We start from the raw sequence: 16,256 nt of genomic DNA, 5'->3' as shown, positions 1-16,256 counted from the left end.
GCAAACTGATTCGCTGGTGTTGATAGAGGTCGACAAACATGCTGGCGGACCACGCCCGGCTCGACTACCGCGATCGGCTCCACGACCCCGGCGAACCATAGCGAGCCGACTTGAACGGGGCACCGGTCAGCGCCACCCCGATCGCGGAGCCGAGTGGGCAGATGATCGCACCGCTCAAGCGCCGGGCGGTGACGACTTCGACGATGATGTACTGGCGTCGGATCCGGTGGTAGTCATCGGAACTCACGATTAGGCACAGACCCCACCGGGCAGCACGGAACCGCAGGGGCGTGCCAGACCTCTCACTGAAGCGGGGCAGCCCCATAAGTGAGCGGAACGCCGACCTGCGGTGAGCCCCGCCTTGATCGCGGTGGCGCGGTCCGGGGTGTGCCCGGCCGCGTTCAAGCCGCGCTGTCCGCGGCGATGCGCTGACGCAGATCGTCCCGGTGGATCATCTTCGCCAGATACGCCGACCAGTCCAACTGCTAGGCCTCCTCCCGACGCGCGAGGCTCTCAAGGGTCTCCTCATCGGACGGCACACGTCACCGCGCCTCAAGGCCAAGTGGACGATCCGGCCAGCCGTCGGCGATTCCAGCCGCCGTCTCCGACATTCCGACAGCAGGCACCCTATCGGCGCTGCGTTCGACATGCGTCACCTGTTCGACCAGCCAATCGTGATCGCGTCGCCGTCGGCGACACCGCACTCTCGAAACCTCAGCGCCTTGCGGATCTGGGTGCGGTGATACTCGATCGTGCGCCCGGTCCACTCGTAGAACGCGATCTCGGTCCGCTCGACACCACGCATGTGACGAGCCATGTAATCAATTGTCGCGTCCGGGATCTCGGGTTGGCCACGCGGAAAGGTGGACTTCGGCGTAGAAGCGCAGCAACAATGCGAACCCCACCGAATCGCACCACATTTATCCGCTACCAGATCCACCGCATCACCAACGAGCGAGAAAGCGACGCGGGTGGATCACGTGGCCACATGAGGCCAGGCGAGGCGGAATCGACGAAACGTGGTCGGCATTGGCAGCACCACACCGCGATTCGAGCCCTGCAATCTCGGCGGTTGTCTCCTCTTGAGATGCGTTGCTGCCAATGACCACGGCATTCAGGCGGCTTGCAACGCTGCCGCCGCAGCTTTTCGGAGAGCAGTACGGCGTCGGGTTTCAGCCTTCGCTCGGTCGCCTCGCCGAAGTTGGTCCTTCTCGATGCGTACCCATCCTTGGGTCACTAGCCACCGCTGCTGGGCTCGGGCGTCATTGGTGTTGAAGAACAAGGGAATTCCTTTCGCGTCAGTGGCGGCGGCTGCTAACTCGCCCCAGGTCGGGCTGTGGTCGTCGTGAAGCCGCCGATAGATCCCGATGTGCCGGGCGACCAGGTAACCAACGGTGGCCGCGGGGGCAAGTGAGACATGGTCGCCATAGAAGCGAACATGAAACCGTCGGCCGACACACAGCGAGCGCGGACTGCGATTCGACGCGAGCCATCCAGCCCGATCGAGGATCGCAAACATTGGATTGCGGGCCAGCCGGTACTCGGGCACCTCGCCGAGTCCGGAGATCCACCAGTTCACGACGGCATCGGATTGCCATGCCTCCTGCCAGGTCGGGCCGATCCCATGGTTGACCCAATGGAGCGCGATAGCAGAGGACAACTTCTCACCGAGCGAGTCGTAGTCGGCGCGAACCATCGCCTTGAGGAGCTTCGCCTCCGCTCGCTCTTCCTCCCGTGCCTCAGCCGACTTCATATTCGGCGGGTTCGTCACAGCGGCCCGTATCGCGCATGGAGTGGGTACTTGCCCCGCGATGAGCAACTCGATGACGATGTCGGCGGCGGTCCCGATGCAGCCTGCCAGGTTCAACGGCTCACGTTTGATGAAGCCGTAGCGAATCGGGTCAATCGCTCGGGACAAACGCAGTGCGGCGTCGGCGTTTCCGGCTAGTTCTGTTGTAGCCAGCCACGATTCCGCCGCGTGGTCGACGCCCTCATCGCGTCCTTTCAGAATCACTGTGGACAACGCTAAAGCTCCGATCTCGTCGTGTGATGTGGCGATTCACTCGAAGCGAGTCGGTCTTAGGTGGCCGCCCGCCGAGTCCGATGCGCGGACTACCAGATAGTCCGGTCGAGAGGGCCGCACGTGGCGATCGAGTTGAGCATAGTACGACGTTTGCGCATGGGATGGAAGTGCATAGGACGTTTACGCTCTGGATCAATACGCGCTGGACATATGGGGTTGGCCGTGTATGTCCAGTCCCGTCAAACCTCCGCTCAATCCGACCGCTAAGGCGTTTGGAGCACGGGTGCGTGCCCGGCGAACCGAGCTCGGATGGAGTCAAGAAGTCGCGGCCCATGCCTGTGGCGTGCACTGGACCTATCTCGGACAGGTAGAGCGTGGTCGGCGTAGTCCGCGGGTCGAGAACATCCTGAGGTTCGCGGCCGGGCTGAAGACGACTCCCGGCCAGCTAATGGACGGCTTGCCCGTACCGGCGGACAGGGCGCAGTAGTGCCGCGTGGACGCACCGCACCGCAGCGATTGAGCTCATTCGCTATCGGGCCGAGCCGCGCGTGCCTTCTATGGCAGCGATGACCTCCGTCCCGAACGGGGTGATTTTCATCGGACGATTCCGTTCGGCACGTACGAACAGTTTGCCGCCGAGTTCTTGTTCGAGGCGGGTGATCTGGGTGACGAGACCAGATTGGCTGGCGCCGAGGGCTTTTGCGGCCAGAGTAAGGGTGGGATAGCGGCTGGCGGCAGCGAAACGTTCAAGACGTTGCCATCCTCCTACGCCGGCGAGTGCCGGTCGCAGTACGTCTGCCGCCGATTCTGCAGCGATGGCCGCGTTGAGATTTGCGGTCTGGCTGGGGCCGCCGCGCGACCGCATCGGTATGTCGTGGACTTTGGCCCATCGGGCGAGGTTAGCTGTACTAATCCCACATTCGCGGGCGATGTCCGGCAGCGCTCGGCGACGGGCGACGTACTGCTCATACAGCCAGTCCCGGTTGATGCCATGCTGATCGCGTCGCAGCTCCGGGTCGAGCACTACCTCGTAGTGTGCAGCCAGCCGAGTGATCGTTTGCTTGCTGACGCCCATCGCGTCGGCGATCTTTTTGATGCTCATGTGGCTGTCGTAGTACAAGTTGAGCAATTCAGACTGCGACAGCGCCGCCGCGGTGGCGCCAAAGATATCGCCCCGGGCCCGCCGCTGGGCGGTAGTCAAGGCTTCCGGGGCCGGATTATTTTCCAGCACGAACCGTGCCGCCTCGACGCGGCCCCCCAGCTGCTCGGCCGCAGCGGTCAGTGACAACTGCTCTACTCGGATCAACAGGTGGAGTTCGTTGACATCGACCGTGTCCGGGTCCGGGCCGGGCAGGGCGAGCCCGTTGAGGAGTTGCCGGGGTGGATGCCAGGTGAGAGGTTCGTCGATCGCACCGTGGCGATCAAGAAACTCGCGTGCAGCGAGGTCGAGATGTGTTGCTAATTCCGGGGTCAACTGCCGCGGCAACAGCGACAGCTGGGCGGCGAACCATGATTTCCTCTCGGCGAAGGGCGATCGTTCGGCGGGCAGACCACTGATCCGTTCGAACAGCCACGACCGGATCACAGCCAGTCTGTGGCCGGTACCTGGCGCTGTGGCTGTGTGCCCGCAGATTTGCAGCCATCGAGCCTCGGACAGCAAGCACCGATAGTCCAGGCTGCGGCGGCGTCGGTAGTCGATAGGGATGTCATGAGCACTCAAGTAGTCTGAGAGCCGGGTCAACGCGGTCAATACAGCATTCCACTGTCGGCTGTTGCGTAGCAGCCGAAGGCAGCGTGACACGCCAGCTGGCAGCATCCTCGCCTCGGTCAGGGCGATTGCTGCGGTCAATGTGCGCCGCGAACCGACGACCAGCATCGCTGCCGGAAGTGCACGCCGAATCTGCGAGTATCCGCAAGTCGGTACCGCGAACCGCAGCGCCCATTGCGGCCACAGCAGCGTCGGCACCCGGTGATCCGGGATTGCACTGGTGTCCTCACGCTGGGGATAGCGTGGCGTGGCGGTGTGGCTGCGGTAGCGCAGTACGTCGCTGACAGCCATGAACGGCACTAACGCACTCAACTGCACCGCGGCGAGCATGGCAGAGGTGCCATTGCCCCATCCCGTGGCGCTGCTGGCGTTCATGGCTTGGTGTTTGATCCTGCTCAGGCTTATCAGCCACCGCAGTCGCGCACCTGCGGTCGGGATGTCAGGTGCGGTCAGCGCATCCAATGCTGCGGTCACTCCGATCGCAGTGGTCACCGCCCGCGCCGGAGACGCCAGTCCCGTCATACGGGTCTGCCGAGGCTCGCCACCGGTGGAGTCATAGACGGCGACGAGATCGGCAGGTAGGCAAGCGGAAAGGTGCTCGACGCTGGCATAGTCCAGGACGCGTCGGGCCACGGCCCGCACATCAGACAAAATCGTCCGTGCAGGCAGTGGCCGGTCGGCATACACACCGAATGATCCTGTGCCGCTGGTGATGACATCGAGTATGACCTGCTGGGCGCGTAGAGCGGGGTGGTTTGCTGGCAGATGCACTGTGTGGGCGATGGCAAGCGCGCCGTCGCAACGAGGTGCGGCAATGCCGGTCGCACCAGGGGCAGGGCGCGTGCAATGACCGGGTCTCGGGATCGCCATCCCGCCCACTGTTTTCAGCTGTACCTGCAGGCAGTGCGGACAATCGTCGACAAGCAGACAGTGATGTGTCAGGCAGGCGAATACCCAGCCAAGCCGCCACTGCAGCTGCCACCGACCCCCAGAATCGATCAAACATTGCGGGCAGTACCGCGACCCGCGGCTGCGTCCCCACGGGAATCCGTGGATTACCATGCGGCGGTCCCGGTTGATAGACAACGCCGTGCCGTCGAACTGAGCCAGCGTCATTGCATCGACTACTGCCGTATCGGTGATCCCTGTGGCTGCCGCAATCGCCTCGGTTTCGGCCGGATACAGATAGACGATGCAGTTACCTCGGGTGCGCATCTGCTCTGGTGGCTGCGGTCCCGCGGGGGCCAGTGCCGTCAGCAGGTCCGCCCATGTCGTCTTTGTGCGGTGCGCGATCGTGAACAGCCACGAATCCAACGCCTCACCCTCGATCGGGGCCACCCGGATCGGCAGCGTCCGCACGGACGTCATCCGGCGCGGGTCTTGGTCGTGGTGGTGATACGCCGGGATTGGATCGCGGCTTGCAGTTCGCGGCGTCCTTGCTCAGCCGCCGCATCGCCCTTTACCCCATCCAGCAGCCCGGTGTCGAGCTTTTCGGTACCGGTGCGGATCGCGCGTTGGCAGCCGCGGTTGATGACCGTCATCAGAGATCCAATGTGGCCGGTGCTGCGCTCAAACAGATAGTCGGACAAGTCATCTGCGAGCATGCCGGGATACTTGTCAGCCAGGACCAGCCGTTGTTCGATCGCCAACAGTATCTGTCGCCACTCGCGGCGGGCAGCGTTGTTCTCGACGGTGAACGGTCGCATACCCAGCGGTGTGGTGCGGCGTCCGCTTTGTCCGAGCACTGAATCGGAATAGGACGAGCCTTCGGAGAACAGCCCACGCGCGGCCAGTCCAACACCGATGAATAGAAGCGTTACAGGGAACTCGTTGGCGATATATTTGAAGTGGTTGCTGATCTCCACGCCGGATTTCTCCCGCATCTTCAGAAAGTGCAGGTCATCAACGATTAGCAGCTTCGTCTCACACGAGAGGACCCAATCCAACGCACGGTCGGCGAATTGGGCAGCGGTACCGCGCTCTGTTCCGGGGTGGGCGTAGAACTTCAGCATCGCTCGGTTGAAATCCTTCATTCCCGTGCTGCCGGTCAGCCCAACCCTGCACACGGGCCAACGCTCGTGACCACTGCTGGTGAACTGGCCTGCTTCGACTGCCTCACGGCGATGAAACTCCTTGGCGAACGCCAGCACCGACGTCGTTTTACCTAACCCCGGGAAGGCATCGATGCCCACAGCCCCCTTGGCTTTGTCACCGTCTTGGGCATTGGAATCGATGATGTCCCAAAGATCTTCGTGCAGCTCGGCCAGTTGTGGCGTCTTCAGCGGGCCGAGATTGGCATGCCACGCGCGGCGATGTCTGTTGTAGTCAATTAGGTCGTCTTCAGCTAACGCCTTAAGCCTCTTGCGGCTCAATGTTTCTGGCTGAGGTCGGGCTGGGGATTCGACGAAGCTGCGCCAGCCCTCTTTCCGCGACAGGGTCAGGTTATCCAGCCGCGCGGTGTCTTCGGTGGGCGCGGGCGCAGTTCGGCTCACACATCCTCCAAAGCATCGGCGTAGAAGTCGTCATCATCGAAGTCGTCATCGTCACCTATTTCAGGGACGGCGTCCTCCGTATGGTCAGCGGCGGCAGTAGGCGTGGCCAGGACACGCGCCACCGATGGCAGTGTCGCCACTACATCGTGGGTCGGGACGTCTTCGAGTAGTGCTGATTCGCGAGACAGCCGCAACGCCATTCGCCGCTCGACCACTGATGCGCCGAGCCCGAGGTCCCAACGTTCGAGCAGGTCGGCAATCGCGATCCGGTCATCTGGATAGGTGTACCTCGACGCGGCGAGTTGCCGAGCGAATCGTAGGGCATCCTCGCTCAGGGGCATGTCCATCGATGGAGCGTGCTCCCACATCAATATGTGCCAGAAGTGAGTTTCGGGATCACGGAAGTAGACCCGGGCGATGTCGTCTGGATCATGGTGGATGGGCCAGCGGCCCTTAGCCTTTCCTGTGTAGGTGCTGACCATGTTGCGGTAGGGGTCCAGGCCGCGACCGTTGTAGCGGCGGCCACCAAGCTCGATGCCGTAGTGCTGGATTGTGCGCCACTCGATTTTGAGGAACTCGTACGCCAAGTCAGGATCCCGAGGCGCCTCGATGTAGCCAGCGCGAGCCATACCGTGCTCGAACATCATTGCTGGCGACATCCGCAATCCGGGTACCTGAGGGTCAACCAATCCATCGTGTGGGCGATGGTGGTAAACGACGGCCACCCACTCCCGGATGATTGCCTCCAACTCGTCGAGATAGAAGAACGCTTCCGATTCGGGATCCAGGCCGCGCGAATGTACATCCGGACCTTTGTAGCCGGGCAGCGCCTGCAGCAGGTCCTCACGGATGGTGCGGAAGAACCGTTCCACTGGGCCCTTATCGCGGCCGGTCCGAAGCCGCGCAGGCTGGATCGAAATCCCCATTCGCTGGCACACGCTGGTCAGATGCTCGGAAACGAAGATCTTCCCGTGATCGATCACGATGGTCTCCGGGACGATCGCTGGCCCTGAAGCCCCGACTACAGGACCGTCCACTGCGTCAACGTCCATCAGTACTGCGCGTGGGATCCCGTGTTCAGGCCAAACCGCGTGAGCGGGCCAGTCTCGGCCGGGCGGGCGTGGGCGATACGCCTGATACAACACCGCTGCGGCATCCACCGACTTCGTTGATACCGGCGTCACCCGGATTCCGGTGACACATCTTGTGTACCAGTCCATTCCGACAGTCAACTCAGCCTGCATCCACCGCAACGTGACTGGATCGAGCGCGAACACATCCAGCCGATTCGTGTCCATCAGCAGGTACTCACCTGGGCGTGTCGGCCGTAACTTGCCGTAGGTTTCGGTCGGGCGACCTGCAATATCCCGGTTACGTTTCGTGCTCAACCGAAACGTTGGGTGCTGCCGTTCAAGCTCCGCCAGCACCCGAAACGCCGTTGCTCGCGATGGTGCCTGCACCACATCTGGCCCGAACCTGGCCACCACACGCGCATTGGTCCAGTCGATAACCATGGTCCGTGAAGGTCGCGACTGATCCGAATGTTCGACCATCACTTCGACAGCCGTGTCTACCCATCGTTGATCAGTATTTCCCAGAGGGCCACGACCTTTGGGTCCCTTCGCACGCGCAAGTCCTGCTTCGCCGTTGGCCCGGAAGTCTGACACCCACTGTTTGATGGTGCGTATTGACACACCGAGTTCGGCTGCTTTCGCCTCATATCTAGCGGTCAAAGGCAGATTCGGATCGAAGGCTGGCCGGGGTTCGCTGGGATCTGCGAGCTCAGCGCTGCCCGATTGATATCCGGTCAGTGTCTCTCTGATGTGTCCTGCCCGTTCAACAACGCTCTTTCGGGCCGGATCCGAGAGTTCGGCGAGAACCACGCTGGCAGGTTCTTGTGGATCGTCTGGAGCGAGTCCATCCGGAATGAGGCGAGCACGGTCAGTGCCCAGCAGTTCTCTCAGCGCAACCCTAATAACCCGCTGTCCGCGCGGGCCCAATCGCAGCACAATGCTGATGCCTGCCTCGGTCGCGGCCACCTCGACTATTTCGGCGATCTCACCGTCGTAGGACACCCGTGTGCCGATACCCACTCGAACCCGTGCTTGGTTCATGGGCAATTCCTCTTCCATAGAACGGTAGACGACTGCAGCGGCCGCGCCAGATCAACGGTGAAGTATTGGGTCCAGAGCAAGTGGAGGAGGGCTGAACGCACAAGCGGCACACTAAACTCAGGGAACGATTGGCACGCTTCGGCGAAGGGTGCGCCGTCAAGATCCGCTGCGCGCACCTGCTCTAACAACTGAGGGTCGAATAATTGGTAGCGACGAAAGCCAGCGAGGAACCGGACGCTGGCCAGCTCGGTATCCGTAGGCTCAGTCCATACTTGGTAATGCCAACCCCGCTGCTCTACCAGCTCACGAGTCCACCCGAATGTGAACTGTGCCTTAGCCAATCGACACTGCGGTTTCACATCCACCACTGTCGGTGACCCAGATCCGAAGAGTATGTAGTCCGGTATGTGCTTTCGGGGTAGATCGTCGACTTCGGCGCTGAGCAGAAATGGTTGCGCAACAATGTGATTCACATTCGAATCGAAGTCCGCGAAGAGCAGTCGAGCTAGTTCCAAGCGGGACTCGTAAATGATGTGCGTGCAGCAAGTTGAGGACCATTAGGTTCCGGGGTAGTGCCGTTGTCCGTTGCGCCATCGGAAGTTCCTCCATGGTGACACGGAGGCGAGCATGCAACTGTCTACCTGGTCCCACGGGGTGCTCTTGACCGAGCCGTCGAGTGAGCTACGTGTTGCGGCGAAAGCAGTTCCAGGTTTCACCGATTGGCCCACGCCGGTTGCCTTCCCGCATCCGCTCGATTTGATGGACACAGACATACCACCGTAGCGCCAGGCGCAGAGCCGGTTCGGGTGATCTCAGTCGAACTGCACAAGTGCAATCGAAGTGCAGATCCAGCTGCGAAAGTGCAGCTGAATCTGAGACCCTACAACAACTGTGATCAGCCGCGGGCCATGTCCACGAACCGGCTCAGGTGTAGCTGGTGGGCGACGGTGATGGTGGCGGTGGGGCCGTTTCGGTGCTTGCCGAGGATCAGGTCGGCCTCACCGCCACGGGGGTCGTCGCGTTCGAAGGCGTCGGGGCGGTGCAGCAGGATAACCATATCGGCGTCCTGCTCGAGCGAGCCAGATTCACGCAAATCGGACACCATGGGGCGTTTGTCGGTTCGCTGTTCCGGGCCGCGGTTCAGCTGACTGATCGCGACAACCGGGACTTCGAGTTCCTTGGCCAGCAGCTTCAGGTTTCGCGAGAAGTCCGAGACTTCCTGCTGGCGGGATTCGACCTTCTTGCCGGAGGTCATCAGCTGAAGGTAGTCCACCACAACGAGTTTCAGGTCGTGGCGCTGCTTGAGTCGACGCGCCTTGGCGCGAATCTCCATCATGGTCAGGTTGGGCGAGTCGTCGACGAACAGCGGCGCCTCACTGATCTCGCTCATGCGCCGAGCCAGCTTGGTCCAGTCGTCGTCGCTCATCCGCCCCGACCGCATGTCACCGAGCTTGATCTTCGCCTCCGCGGACAGCAGACGCATGACGATCTCGGTCCGGCTCATCTCGAGCGAGAAGATGACGCTGGCCAGCCCGTGCTTGATCGAGCAACTCCGCATGAAATCCATGCCCAGCGTCGATTTGCCCACGCCGGGCCTGGCCGCGACGATGATCATCTGGCCCGGGTGCAGGCCGTTGGTGAGTTCGTCGAGTTCGGTGAAGCCGGTGGGGACGCCGAGGGAGATGCCGCCGCGGGAGGCGATGGAGTCGATTTCGTCCATCGTGGGCTGCAGGAGTTCCTCGAGGGGGAGGAAGTCTTCGGTGGTGCGGCGTTCGGTGACCTCGTAGACCTCGGCTTGGGCGCGGTCGACGACCTCGGCGATGTCCTGGCCGTCGGCGCCCGCGTAGCCGTACTGGACGATGCGGGTGCCCGCCTCGACCAGGCGGCGCAGAATGGCCTTCTCGGCGACGATTTCGGCGTAGTAGCCCGCGTTGGCCGCGGTGGGGACGGTCTGGGTGAGGGTGACCAGGTAGGGGGCGCCGCCGATGCGCTTGAGTTCACCGCGGCGGTCGAGGCCGGCGGCGACGGTGACGGGGTCGGCGGGTTCGCCGCGGCCGTACAGGTCGAGGACGGTGTCGTAGATCGCCTGGTGCGCGGGACGGTAGAAGTCGCCGGGTCGGATGACCTCGACGACGTCGGCGATGGCGTCCTTGCTCAGCAGCATGCCGCCGAGGACGGACTGCTCGGCCGCCATGTCGTGCGGCGGTTGGCGTCCGAAGTCTTCGCCGGGAGGTTCGGGCGGGAAGTCCGTGTGCCCGCGGTCATCGGTGGTTGTCACCAGACTCGACCGTCCTCTCTACCCCACGACCGGATTTACACCGTATCGATGACTCGTTCTACTCCGAGGCTGTGACACACACAGCCACGGACACGTTCCCCGCAGCCGCTGTGACCGGTTTCAGCAACCATCGCGACAGCGCTGGATCGCGTCCTCCCGAGCGGCCCGTTCCGGACAATGCGACGAACCTAGGCGACCAGATGGGGCGTCGCCAAACCGAGCTGTGCACACAACTGTGGATAAGTTGGGGACTGTTTACCAAACCGTGTGCACCCCCTGTGTACAACTTGGGGAAAACCCAGATCACGCCGCCCAAATGCGCTGATGGATGCGCGTTTCCGCATCTGTGCACGTGTGGATAGATCTAGTCTCGGCGTGTCGCTCGAGATGAACGGCCGGGCGTGTTGGGTAAACAGTGCGTGCACCCGCTATGAGGTGAGTCACATAGCGGTCGGTCGGTTTGCCCAGTAATCCACAGGTCGAATAACCGGAGGTGAAGCGCAATAGCCGACGCGGACCATCGTGTCCGAGCTCACCGCACCTCGGCTATGGCAAATATCTAGCTAATACTCTGGCGAAGTGCGAAAGGGCAGGACGAAGACCACCCCCGTGCGATCACAGGGGTGGTCTTCGAACGTGCGCGTGATCCGAACCGCCTCGGGGGCGGCGCGAACTCAGCTCGCGGCGACGACCTGCAGGTCGAACTTGGCGACCACGTCCGGGTGCAGGTGCACCACGATGCCGTGCTTGCCGGTCGACTTGATGTGCGCCTTCGGCAGCTCGATGCTGCGCTTGTCGACCACGGGGCCGCCGGCCGTCTTGACGGCCGCGGCGACGTCCGCCTGGGTGACCGAGCCGAACAGCTTGCCGGTGCCTGCGGTCTTCACGCTCAGCGAGACCGACTCCAGGCCCTCGATGGCCTGCTTCAGCTCGTTGGCGTGGTCCAGGTCGCGGACGCGGCGAGCGTCCTGCGCCCGGCGGATGCCCTCGACCTGCTTCTCCGCGCCACGGCTGGCGACGATGGCCAGGCCGCGCGGCAGCAGGTAGTTGCGGCCGTAGCCGTCCTTGACCTCGACGGTGTCACCAGGGGCACCGAGGTTGTCCACATCAGCGGTCAGAATCAACTTCATTTGCGTGCCTCCCTTACTCAGCGAGCCGTCGACACGTAGGGCAGCAGGGCCACCTCACGCGAGTTCTTCACGGCAACGGCGATGTCGCGCTGGTGCTGCACGCAGTTGCCGGTCACCCGGCGGGCGCGGATCTTGCCGCGGTCGCTGACGTACTTGCGCAGCAGCGTCGTGTCCTTGTAGTCGATCGAGACGGTGCCGGTCTTGGCTTCCTTGCAGAAGGCGCAAGCCTTCTTCTTCAGCACCTTTTCGCGCGCGGGCGCTTTAGGCATGGTCTTTTACTCCAAAATTTATTGTGGCCCAAGTGATCCGGGCCTATGAAGCCGTATCAGAACGGCGGTTCGTCATCCATGCGGCTGCCCCCGAAGGAACCTGCCGCGGGCGCGCTGCCCCAGGGGTCGTCCTCGGCGCCGCCGGAACGACCGCCGCCACCACCACTGGCTGCACCGGAGGAGGCGTAGTTACCGCCACCACCGCCACCGAAGCCGCCGCCCCCACCGCCGCCGCGGCTGGCCTTGTTGACCTTCGCCGTCGCGTAGCGGAGTGAGGGGCCGACCTCGTCGACCTCGAGCTCGACGACCGTGCGCTTCTCACCCTCGCGGGTTTCGTAGGAGCGCTGCTTGAGCCGTCCGCTCACGATGACGCGAGCGCCTCGGGTCAGGCTTTCGGCGACATTTTCCGCGGCCTCGCGCCAGATGTTGCAGCGCAAGAAAAGCGCTTCGCCGTCTTTCCATTCATTGGTATTACGGTCGAACACGCGGGGGGTGGACGCGACGGTGAAGTTCGCTACTGCCTGCCCCGCGGGCGTGAATCGCAGTTCGGGGTCGGCCGTCAAGTTTCCGATGACGGTGATGACCGTGTCGCCTGCTGCCATGGGTTCCTCCTGCTCGGTGTGCAGTCCACAATGCACTCGCCTTTTGCGCTAGAGCCTAGAGACAAGCACCGACGCGTACGAGTGCGGTGGAACTACTTGTCGTGGCGCAGAACCTTGGTGCGCAGCACCGACTCGTTGAGCCCCAGCTGGCGGTCGAGCTCGCTCACGGTGGCGGGGGTGGCGGTCAGATCGACGACCGCGTAGATGCCCTCGGCCTGCTTGCGGATCTCGTAGGCGAGACGACGACGGCCCCAGATGTCGACCTTGTCGATCTTGCCGCCTTCGGTCTTCACGACGCTGAGCATGGTGTCCAGCGACGGACCGACAATGCGCTCGTCCAGGCTCGGGTCGAGGATGACCATCACTTCGTAATGACGCACGGACCAATCACCTCCTGTGGACTAGGAAACGGCCACGGACGGTCCGTGGCAGGAGGGTTCGTTGCGTCAGCAACCCGGTAAGGCTACATGAGCGCCTGCTGACCAGCGAAATCCGCCCCCGGCGCCCCGTGCCACCCGCACCGTCCGGTCGCCGCACATCATGACGCCGTGCCGCTGCGGCACATAAGGTGGTCTGCATGTCGACCGTACCCGCCGCCAGCGCGGTGCCGGCGCGGCGCGAGTCCCGCCACACAGCGGTTGCCGTGGTGGTGCTACTGCTGTGCGGGCTGACGTTGGCGCTCGCGTACGCGAACAAGGCGCGATGCGCGGGCGCGCCGTTCTACGACGACGGTCGCAGCGTGGTCTTCGACGTGATCAAGGATTCGGACGTCTGCTATTCCGACATCCAGTTCCTCTGGATCGGCCGCGACATCGATCGGCACGTCTTCCCCTACGTGGACGGCGGCATCACCGACGACGGCATGCTCACCGGCGGCGCGGTGGAGTACCCGGTGCTCAGCGGCACCCTCATCTGGGTCGGCGCGATCGGCGCGCACACCGACGCCGACTTCCTGCGCCTCTCGGCGCTGCTGCTCGCGCCCTTCGCGCTGCTCACGGCGTGGTTCTTGGCCCGGCTCGCGGGACGGGCTGCGCTGCTGTGGGCGATCGGCCCGCCGCTGGTGCTCTACGCCTTCCACAACTGGGAGCTGCCGGTGGTCTGCACGGCGGTGGCCGCGGTCTACGTGGTGACCGTGCCGACCCGATATTCGTTGCGGACCCGCGGCGTGCTGGCCGCCGTGCTGCTCGGGCTCGGTTTCTGTCTGAAGCTGTATCCGGGGATCTTCGTGCTGCCGCTGATGATCTACGTGCTCACCGGCGGGGCCGAGCGCGATCCGGACGACGCGCGCGGTCTCGACGTGCGCGGCGCGCTGCTGACCGCGGGCGCGGCCGTCGGCACCGTGGTCGCGGTGAATCTGCCGTTCGCGCTCGCCGGCTACGAGGGCTGGCGTGCGTCGATCACCTTCCAGCAGCTGCGCCAAGCCGACATCACCACCAACTCCATCTGGTACTGGGGCCACCACGTGCTGTACGGGCGGGCGACCGAGACCAGTACGGCCTGGCACGACGGTGTCGCCATCGCCTCGCCGACCCTGATCCTGCTGGCCTTCGCGCTCGCGGTCTGGTTGGGGTGGAAGCGCTATCGCGCGACCGGTGTCTTCCCGTGGATCGGCGTGAGCGGCGCGATGCTGTGTGGATTCCTGGTTTTCCACAAGGTGCATTCGCCGCAGTACACGCTGTGGCTGCTCCCGTTCCTGGTGCTGCTTGCGGTGCCGTGGCAGGTGATCGGCGCATATCTGCTCGCCGACGCGGCCATCGGGATCGGCGTGTTCCGCTACTTCTACGCCATGGGTTCGGGTGCGCCGTTCGAGGTGCAGGAGGCCATCGTCCAGTTCGGCGTGTGGGGTCGCGCGGTTCTGCTCGTCGCGTTGTTCTTCCTGTTCCTCCGGGCCGATCCGCGCGCGTCCGGCGTCCGGGCGGAGCGCGCGACCGACGACCGAGGAGATCTGGTGGCCGCCTGATCGGGCTGGTTGCCGCGCTGTAAGCCTTGGGGCAGGGCACACTTGGCCCATGCTGCACATGCGGATCCTGTCACCGGCGGCGATGACCGACGACGTGATTCACATCCTCGACCGGGATACCGCGGTGAGCGGGCTCGCGGTCGTGCGTGGGTCTTCGCTGAAGCCGCCCGGTGACCTGGTGCTGGCGGACGTCGCGCGAGAAGCGGGCAACGACGTGATCGACAAGTTGCGCGCCCTCGGCGTGCACCGGGAAGGCAGCATCGAGCTCGATCAGGTGCGAACCTGGATGTCGCGCAGCGGTTTCGACGCCGAGCTGCGCACGCCGGGCAGCAGCGCGGACGCGGTGGTGTGGGCCGAGGTCGCACAGCGCTCCTACGAGGAAACCGAGCTGAACTGGACCTATCTGAGTTTCATGACGATGGCGACGATGATCGCCGCCATCGCGATCGTGCTCGATTCGCAGATCTTGGTCATCGGCGCCATGGTGCTCGGCCCGGAGTTCGGCGCCATCGCCGCGCTCGGCGTCGCGCTGGTGCGCCGCCGTTTTGTACTGTTCGGCCACGCGGTGCGCACTCTGCTGCTCGGTTTCGCGGCGGCCATCGTCGTGACGTTCGTGCTGGTGCTGATCGGTCGAGGGCTCGGCTGGATCACCATCGAAGACGTGACGGGACCGCGGCCGGGCACGGCGTTCATCTACACGCCGGACAAGTGGTCGTTCATCGTCGCGGTGATCGCGGCCGCCGCGGGCGTGCTCGCGCTGACCTCGGCGAAGGCGGCCGGGCTCGCCGGTGTCTTCATCTCGGTGACCACGGTGCCCGCCGCCGGAAACATCGCGCTCGGTGTGGCTTTCGGTGTCGCCGACGCGATCGGGGGGAGCACCTTGCAACTCGCGCTGAATCTGTCGGGCATGGCGCTCGCGGGGTGGGCGACCCTGGCGTTGCAGCAGGCTGTGTGGTCGCGCGTCTCCGTGCGCCGGGCCAAGGCGATGAGCAAGCCGTACCGGATGCTGTGAGTCCGCGTCCGGGTCGCAGGTCCCGGTCAGTCCGATGCGTGCCGCGCGCGAAATGCCGCGCTCTTCGCGCGATTTCCGCATCGCGTCATATCGCACCAGCGCCGTGACCCACCGCGCGAGGTGTCGACGTACAGCCGCGTGCACTCGGCTCGGCCGCATTCCTTGACCAGCGCGTGTTCCGCCCCGCCGAGCAGTTCGACGGCCGAGCGCGCGACGGCGGTGAGCGCGGTGTCGGTGCCGCCGTCGCGTGCGATGGTCCCGTCGGATCGCAGTGCGACGCGGGGTAATTCACCGCGCGCCCGCGCGTTGACGAGCCTGCGGTCGGCGTCGGCGGGCGGCTCGCCGTTGACAGCCGCGATCGCCAGCCGGTAGACGGCCTCGCGCAGCCGGACCGCGCGGTCGAGGTCGTCGGCGCCGCAGTCGGGCGCGTTGTCGAGCAGGTCGGCGGCGACCAGCCAGGCCCCGAGGTCGGCGGGGGAGTCGAGCAGGTCCTCGCGGTCGGTCGTGCGCGCCTTGACCGTGCCCGCGAAGTCCAGTGCGAGGTTCCCGCTCACGAAGGCGAACATGCCGTCGATAGTAACCGCCTTGACAGGTTGCTCCGTCGGATG

15 protein-coding genes are annotated in these 16,256 nt (G+C 64.1%); 3 read left to right on the top strand and 12 right to left on the bottom strand.

All coding sequences use genetic code 11. The annotated features are described in order from the left end of the window. Positions 1–652: 652 nt before the first annotated feature. Both AC3ERS_RS17065 and AC3ERS_RS17060 read right to left on the bottom strand, forming a co-directional pair. Positions 653–817, bottom strand: coding sequence for a hypothetical protein (locus AC3ERS_RS17065; protein ID WP_431968541.1), 165 nt, complete (start codon positions 815–817; stop codon positions 653–655). A 297-nt stretch (positions 818–1,114) separates the two neighbouring features. After that, positions 1,115–2,014 carry a hypothetical protein gene (locus AC3ERS_RS17060; protein ID WP_431968539.1) on the bottom strand — a complete coding sequence of 300 codons (900 nt, stop codon included), beginning with the start codon at positions 2,012–2,014 and terminating at the stop codon, positions 1,115–1,117. A 235-nt stretch (positions 2,015–2,249) separates the two neighbouring features. Here AC3ERS_RS17060 and AC3ERS_RS17055 point away from each other — a divergent pair, with 235 nt between their 5' ends. Beyond that, entirely contained in the window at positions 2,250–2,510 is a 261-nt protein-coding gene (locus AC3ERS_RS17055; protein ID WP_431968537.1) for a helix-turn-helix domain-containing protein, read from the top strand. A 42-nt stretch (positions 2,511–2,552) separates the two neighbouring features. Here AC3ERS_RS17055 and AC3ERS_RS17050 read toward each other — a convergent pair whose 3' ends face one another. The 9 genes from AC3ERS_RS17050 to rpsF all read right to left on the bottom strand — a co-directional run bounded on the left by AC3ERS_RS17050 (position 2,553) and on the right by rpsF (position 13,056). After that, positions 2,553–5,150, bottom strand: a complete 2,598-nt coding sequence (locus AC3ERS_RS17050) for a TniQ family protein (RefSeq protein WP_431968535.1) — start codon at positions 5,148–5,150, stop codon at positions 2,553–2,555. Between the two features lie 5 nt (positions 5,151–5,155). Beyond that, a complete protein-coding gene (locus tag AC3ERS_RS17045) occupies positions 5,156–6,283 on the bottom strand; it encodes an ATP-binding protein (RefSeq protein WP_431968533.1) in 1,128 nt (375 codons plus the stop codon). Continuing rightward, the gene (locus AC3ERS_RS17040; RefSeq protein ID WP_431968531.1) at positions 6,280–8,397 is read right to left on the bottom strand and encodes a helix-turn-helix domain-containing protein; all 2,118 of its coding nucleotides are present in this window, start codon (positions 8,395–8,397) and stop codon (positions 6,280–6,282) included. Before AC3ERS_RS17040 ends, AC3ERS_RS17045 begins: the two co-directional genes overlap by 4 nt. After that, positions 8,394–8,912 (bottom strand): TnsA-like heteromeric transposase endonuclease subunit, encoded by a 519-nt coding sequence (locus AC3ERS_RS17035; protein ID WP_431968529.1) that lies wholly within the window; start codon positions 8,910–8,912, stop codon positions 8,394–8,396. The genes AC3ERS_RS17040 and AC3ERS_RS17035 overlap by 4 nt, the downstream gene beginning before the upstream one ends. Positions 8,913–9,292: 380 nt before the next feature. Beyond that, entirely contained in the window at positions 9,293–10,675 is a 1,383-nt protein-coding gene (dnaB, locus tag AC3ERS_RS17030; protein WP_431968527.1) for a replicative DNA helicase, read from the bottom strand. Between the two features lie 674 nt (positions 10,676–11,349). Then, on the bottom strand, positions 11,350–11,805 hold the full coding sequence (gene rplI / locus AC3ERS_RS17025; protein WP_431968525.1) for a 50S ribosomal protein L9: 456 nt from the start codon (positions 11,803–11,805) through the stop codon (positions 11,350–11,352). 17 nt (positions 11,806–11,822) lie between these two features. Then, complete coding sequence (gene rpsR, locus AC3ERS_RS17020) at positions 11,823–12,074, bottom strand: 30S ribosomal protein S18 (protein WP_067834974.1); 252 nt, start codon at positions 12,072–12,074, stop codon at positions 11,823–11,825. Positions 12,075–12,130: 56 nt separating this feature from the next. Further along, complete coding sequence (locus AC3ERS_RS17015; RefSeq protein ID WP_431968523.1) at positions 12,131–12,676, bottom strand: single-stranded DNA-binding protein; 546 nt, start codon at positions 12,674–12,676, stop codon at positions 12,131–12,133. A 92-nt stretch (positions 12,677–12,768) separates the two neighbouring features. After that, complete coding sequence (gene rpsF, locus AC3ERS_RS17010) at positions 12,769–13,056, bottom strand: 30S ribosomal protein S6 (RefSeq protein WP_357448399.1); 288 nt, start codon at positions 13,054–13,056, stop codon at positions 12,769–12,771. Between the two features lie 197 nt (positions 13,057–13,253). Between rpsF and AC3ERS_RS17005 the strand changes: the two genes are divergently transcribed. After that, positions 13,254–14,636, top strand: coding sequence for a hypothetical protein (locus AC3ERS_RS17005; protein WP_431968521.1), 1,383 nt, complete (start codon positions 13,254–13,256; stop codon positions 14,634–14,636). Positions 14,637–14,685: 49 nt separating this feature from the next. Further along, complete coding sequence (locus AC3ERS_RS17000) at positions 14,686–15,648, top strand: DUF389 domain-containing protein (protein ID WP_431968519.1); 963 nt, start codon at positions 14,686–14,688, stop codon at positions 15,646–15,648. Positions 15,649–15,674: 26 nt separating this feature from the next. On the opposite strand, the gene AC3ERS_RS16995 is transcribed toward AC3ERS_RS17000, so the two are convergent. Continuing rightward, positions 15,675–16,214 (bottom strand): CGNR zinc finger domain-containing protein, encoded by a 540-nt coding sequence (locus AC3ERS_RS16995; protein ID WP_431968517.1) that lies wholly within the window; start codon positions 16,212–16,214, stop codon positions 15,675–15,677. Positions 16,215–16,256 lie beyond the last annotated feature (42 nt).

It is taken from the genome of Nocardia sp. bgisy134 (assembly GCF_057708325.1).
Note: the sequence above shows the minus strand (reverse complement) of the source record. Positions and strands in the feature narration are given on the sequence as shown.

Bases quoted from the DNA above. Each gene is read 5' to 3' on its own strand.
- AC3ERS_RS16995 (WP_431968517.1), bottom strand. From the start codon at position 16,214: ATGTTCGCCTTCGTGAGCGGGAACCTCGCACTGGACTTCGCGGGCACG.
- AC3ERS_RS17055 (WP_431968537.1), top strand. From the start codon at position 2,250: ATGTCCAGTCCCGTCAAACCTCCGCTCAATCCGACCGCTAAGGCGTTT.
- AC3ERS_RS17065 (WP_431968541.1), bottom strand. From the start codon at position 817: ATGGCTCGTCACATGCGTGGTGTCGAGCGGACCGAGATCGCGTTCTAC.
- AC3ERS_RS17000 (WP_431968519.1), top strand. From the start codon at position 14,686: ATGCTGCACATGCGGATCCTGTCACCGGCGGCGATGACCGACGACGTG.
- rplI (WP_431968525.1), bottom strand. From the start codon at position 11,805: ATGAAGTTGATTCTGACCGCTGATGTGGACAACCTCGGTGCCCCTGGT.
- AC3ERS_RS17015 (WP_431968523.1), bottom strand. From the start codon at position 12,676: ATGGCAGCAGGCGACACGGTCATCACCGTCATCGGAAACTTGACGGCC.
- AC3ERS_RS17040 (WP_431968531.1), bottom strand. From the start codon at position 8,397: ATGAACCAAGCACGGGTTCGAGTGGGTATCGGCACACGGGTGTCCTAC.
- rpsR (WP_067834974.1), bottom strand. From the start codon at position 12,074: ATGCCTAAAGCGCCCGCGCGCGAAAAGGTGCTGAAGAAGAAGGCTTGC.
- AC3ERS_RS17005 (WP_431968521.1), top strand. From the start codon at position 13,254: ATGTCGACCGTACCCGCCGCCAGCGCGGTGCCGGCGCGGCGCGAGTCC.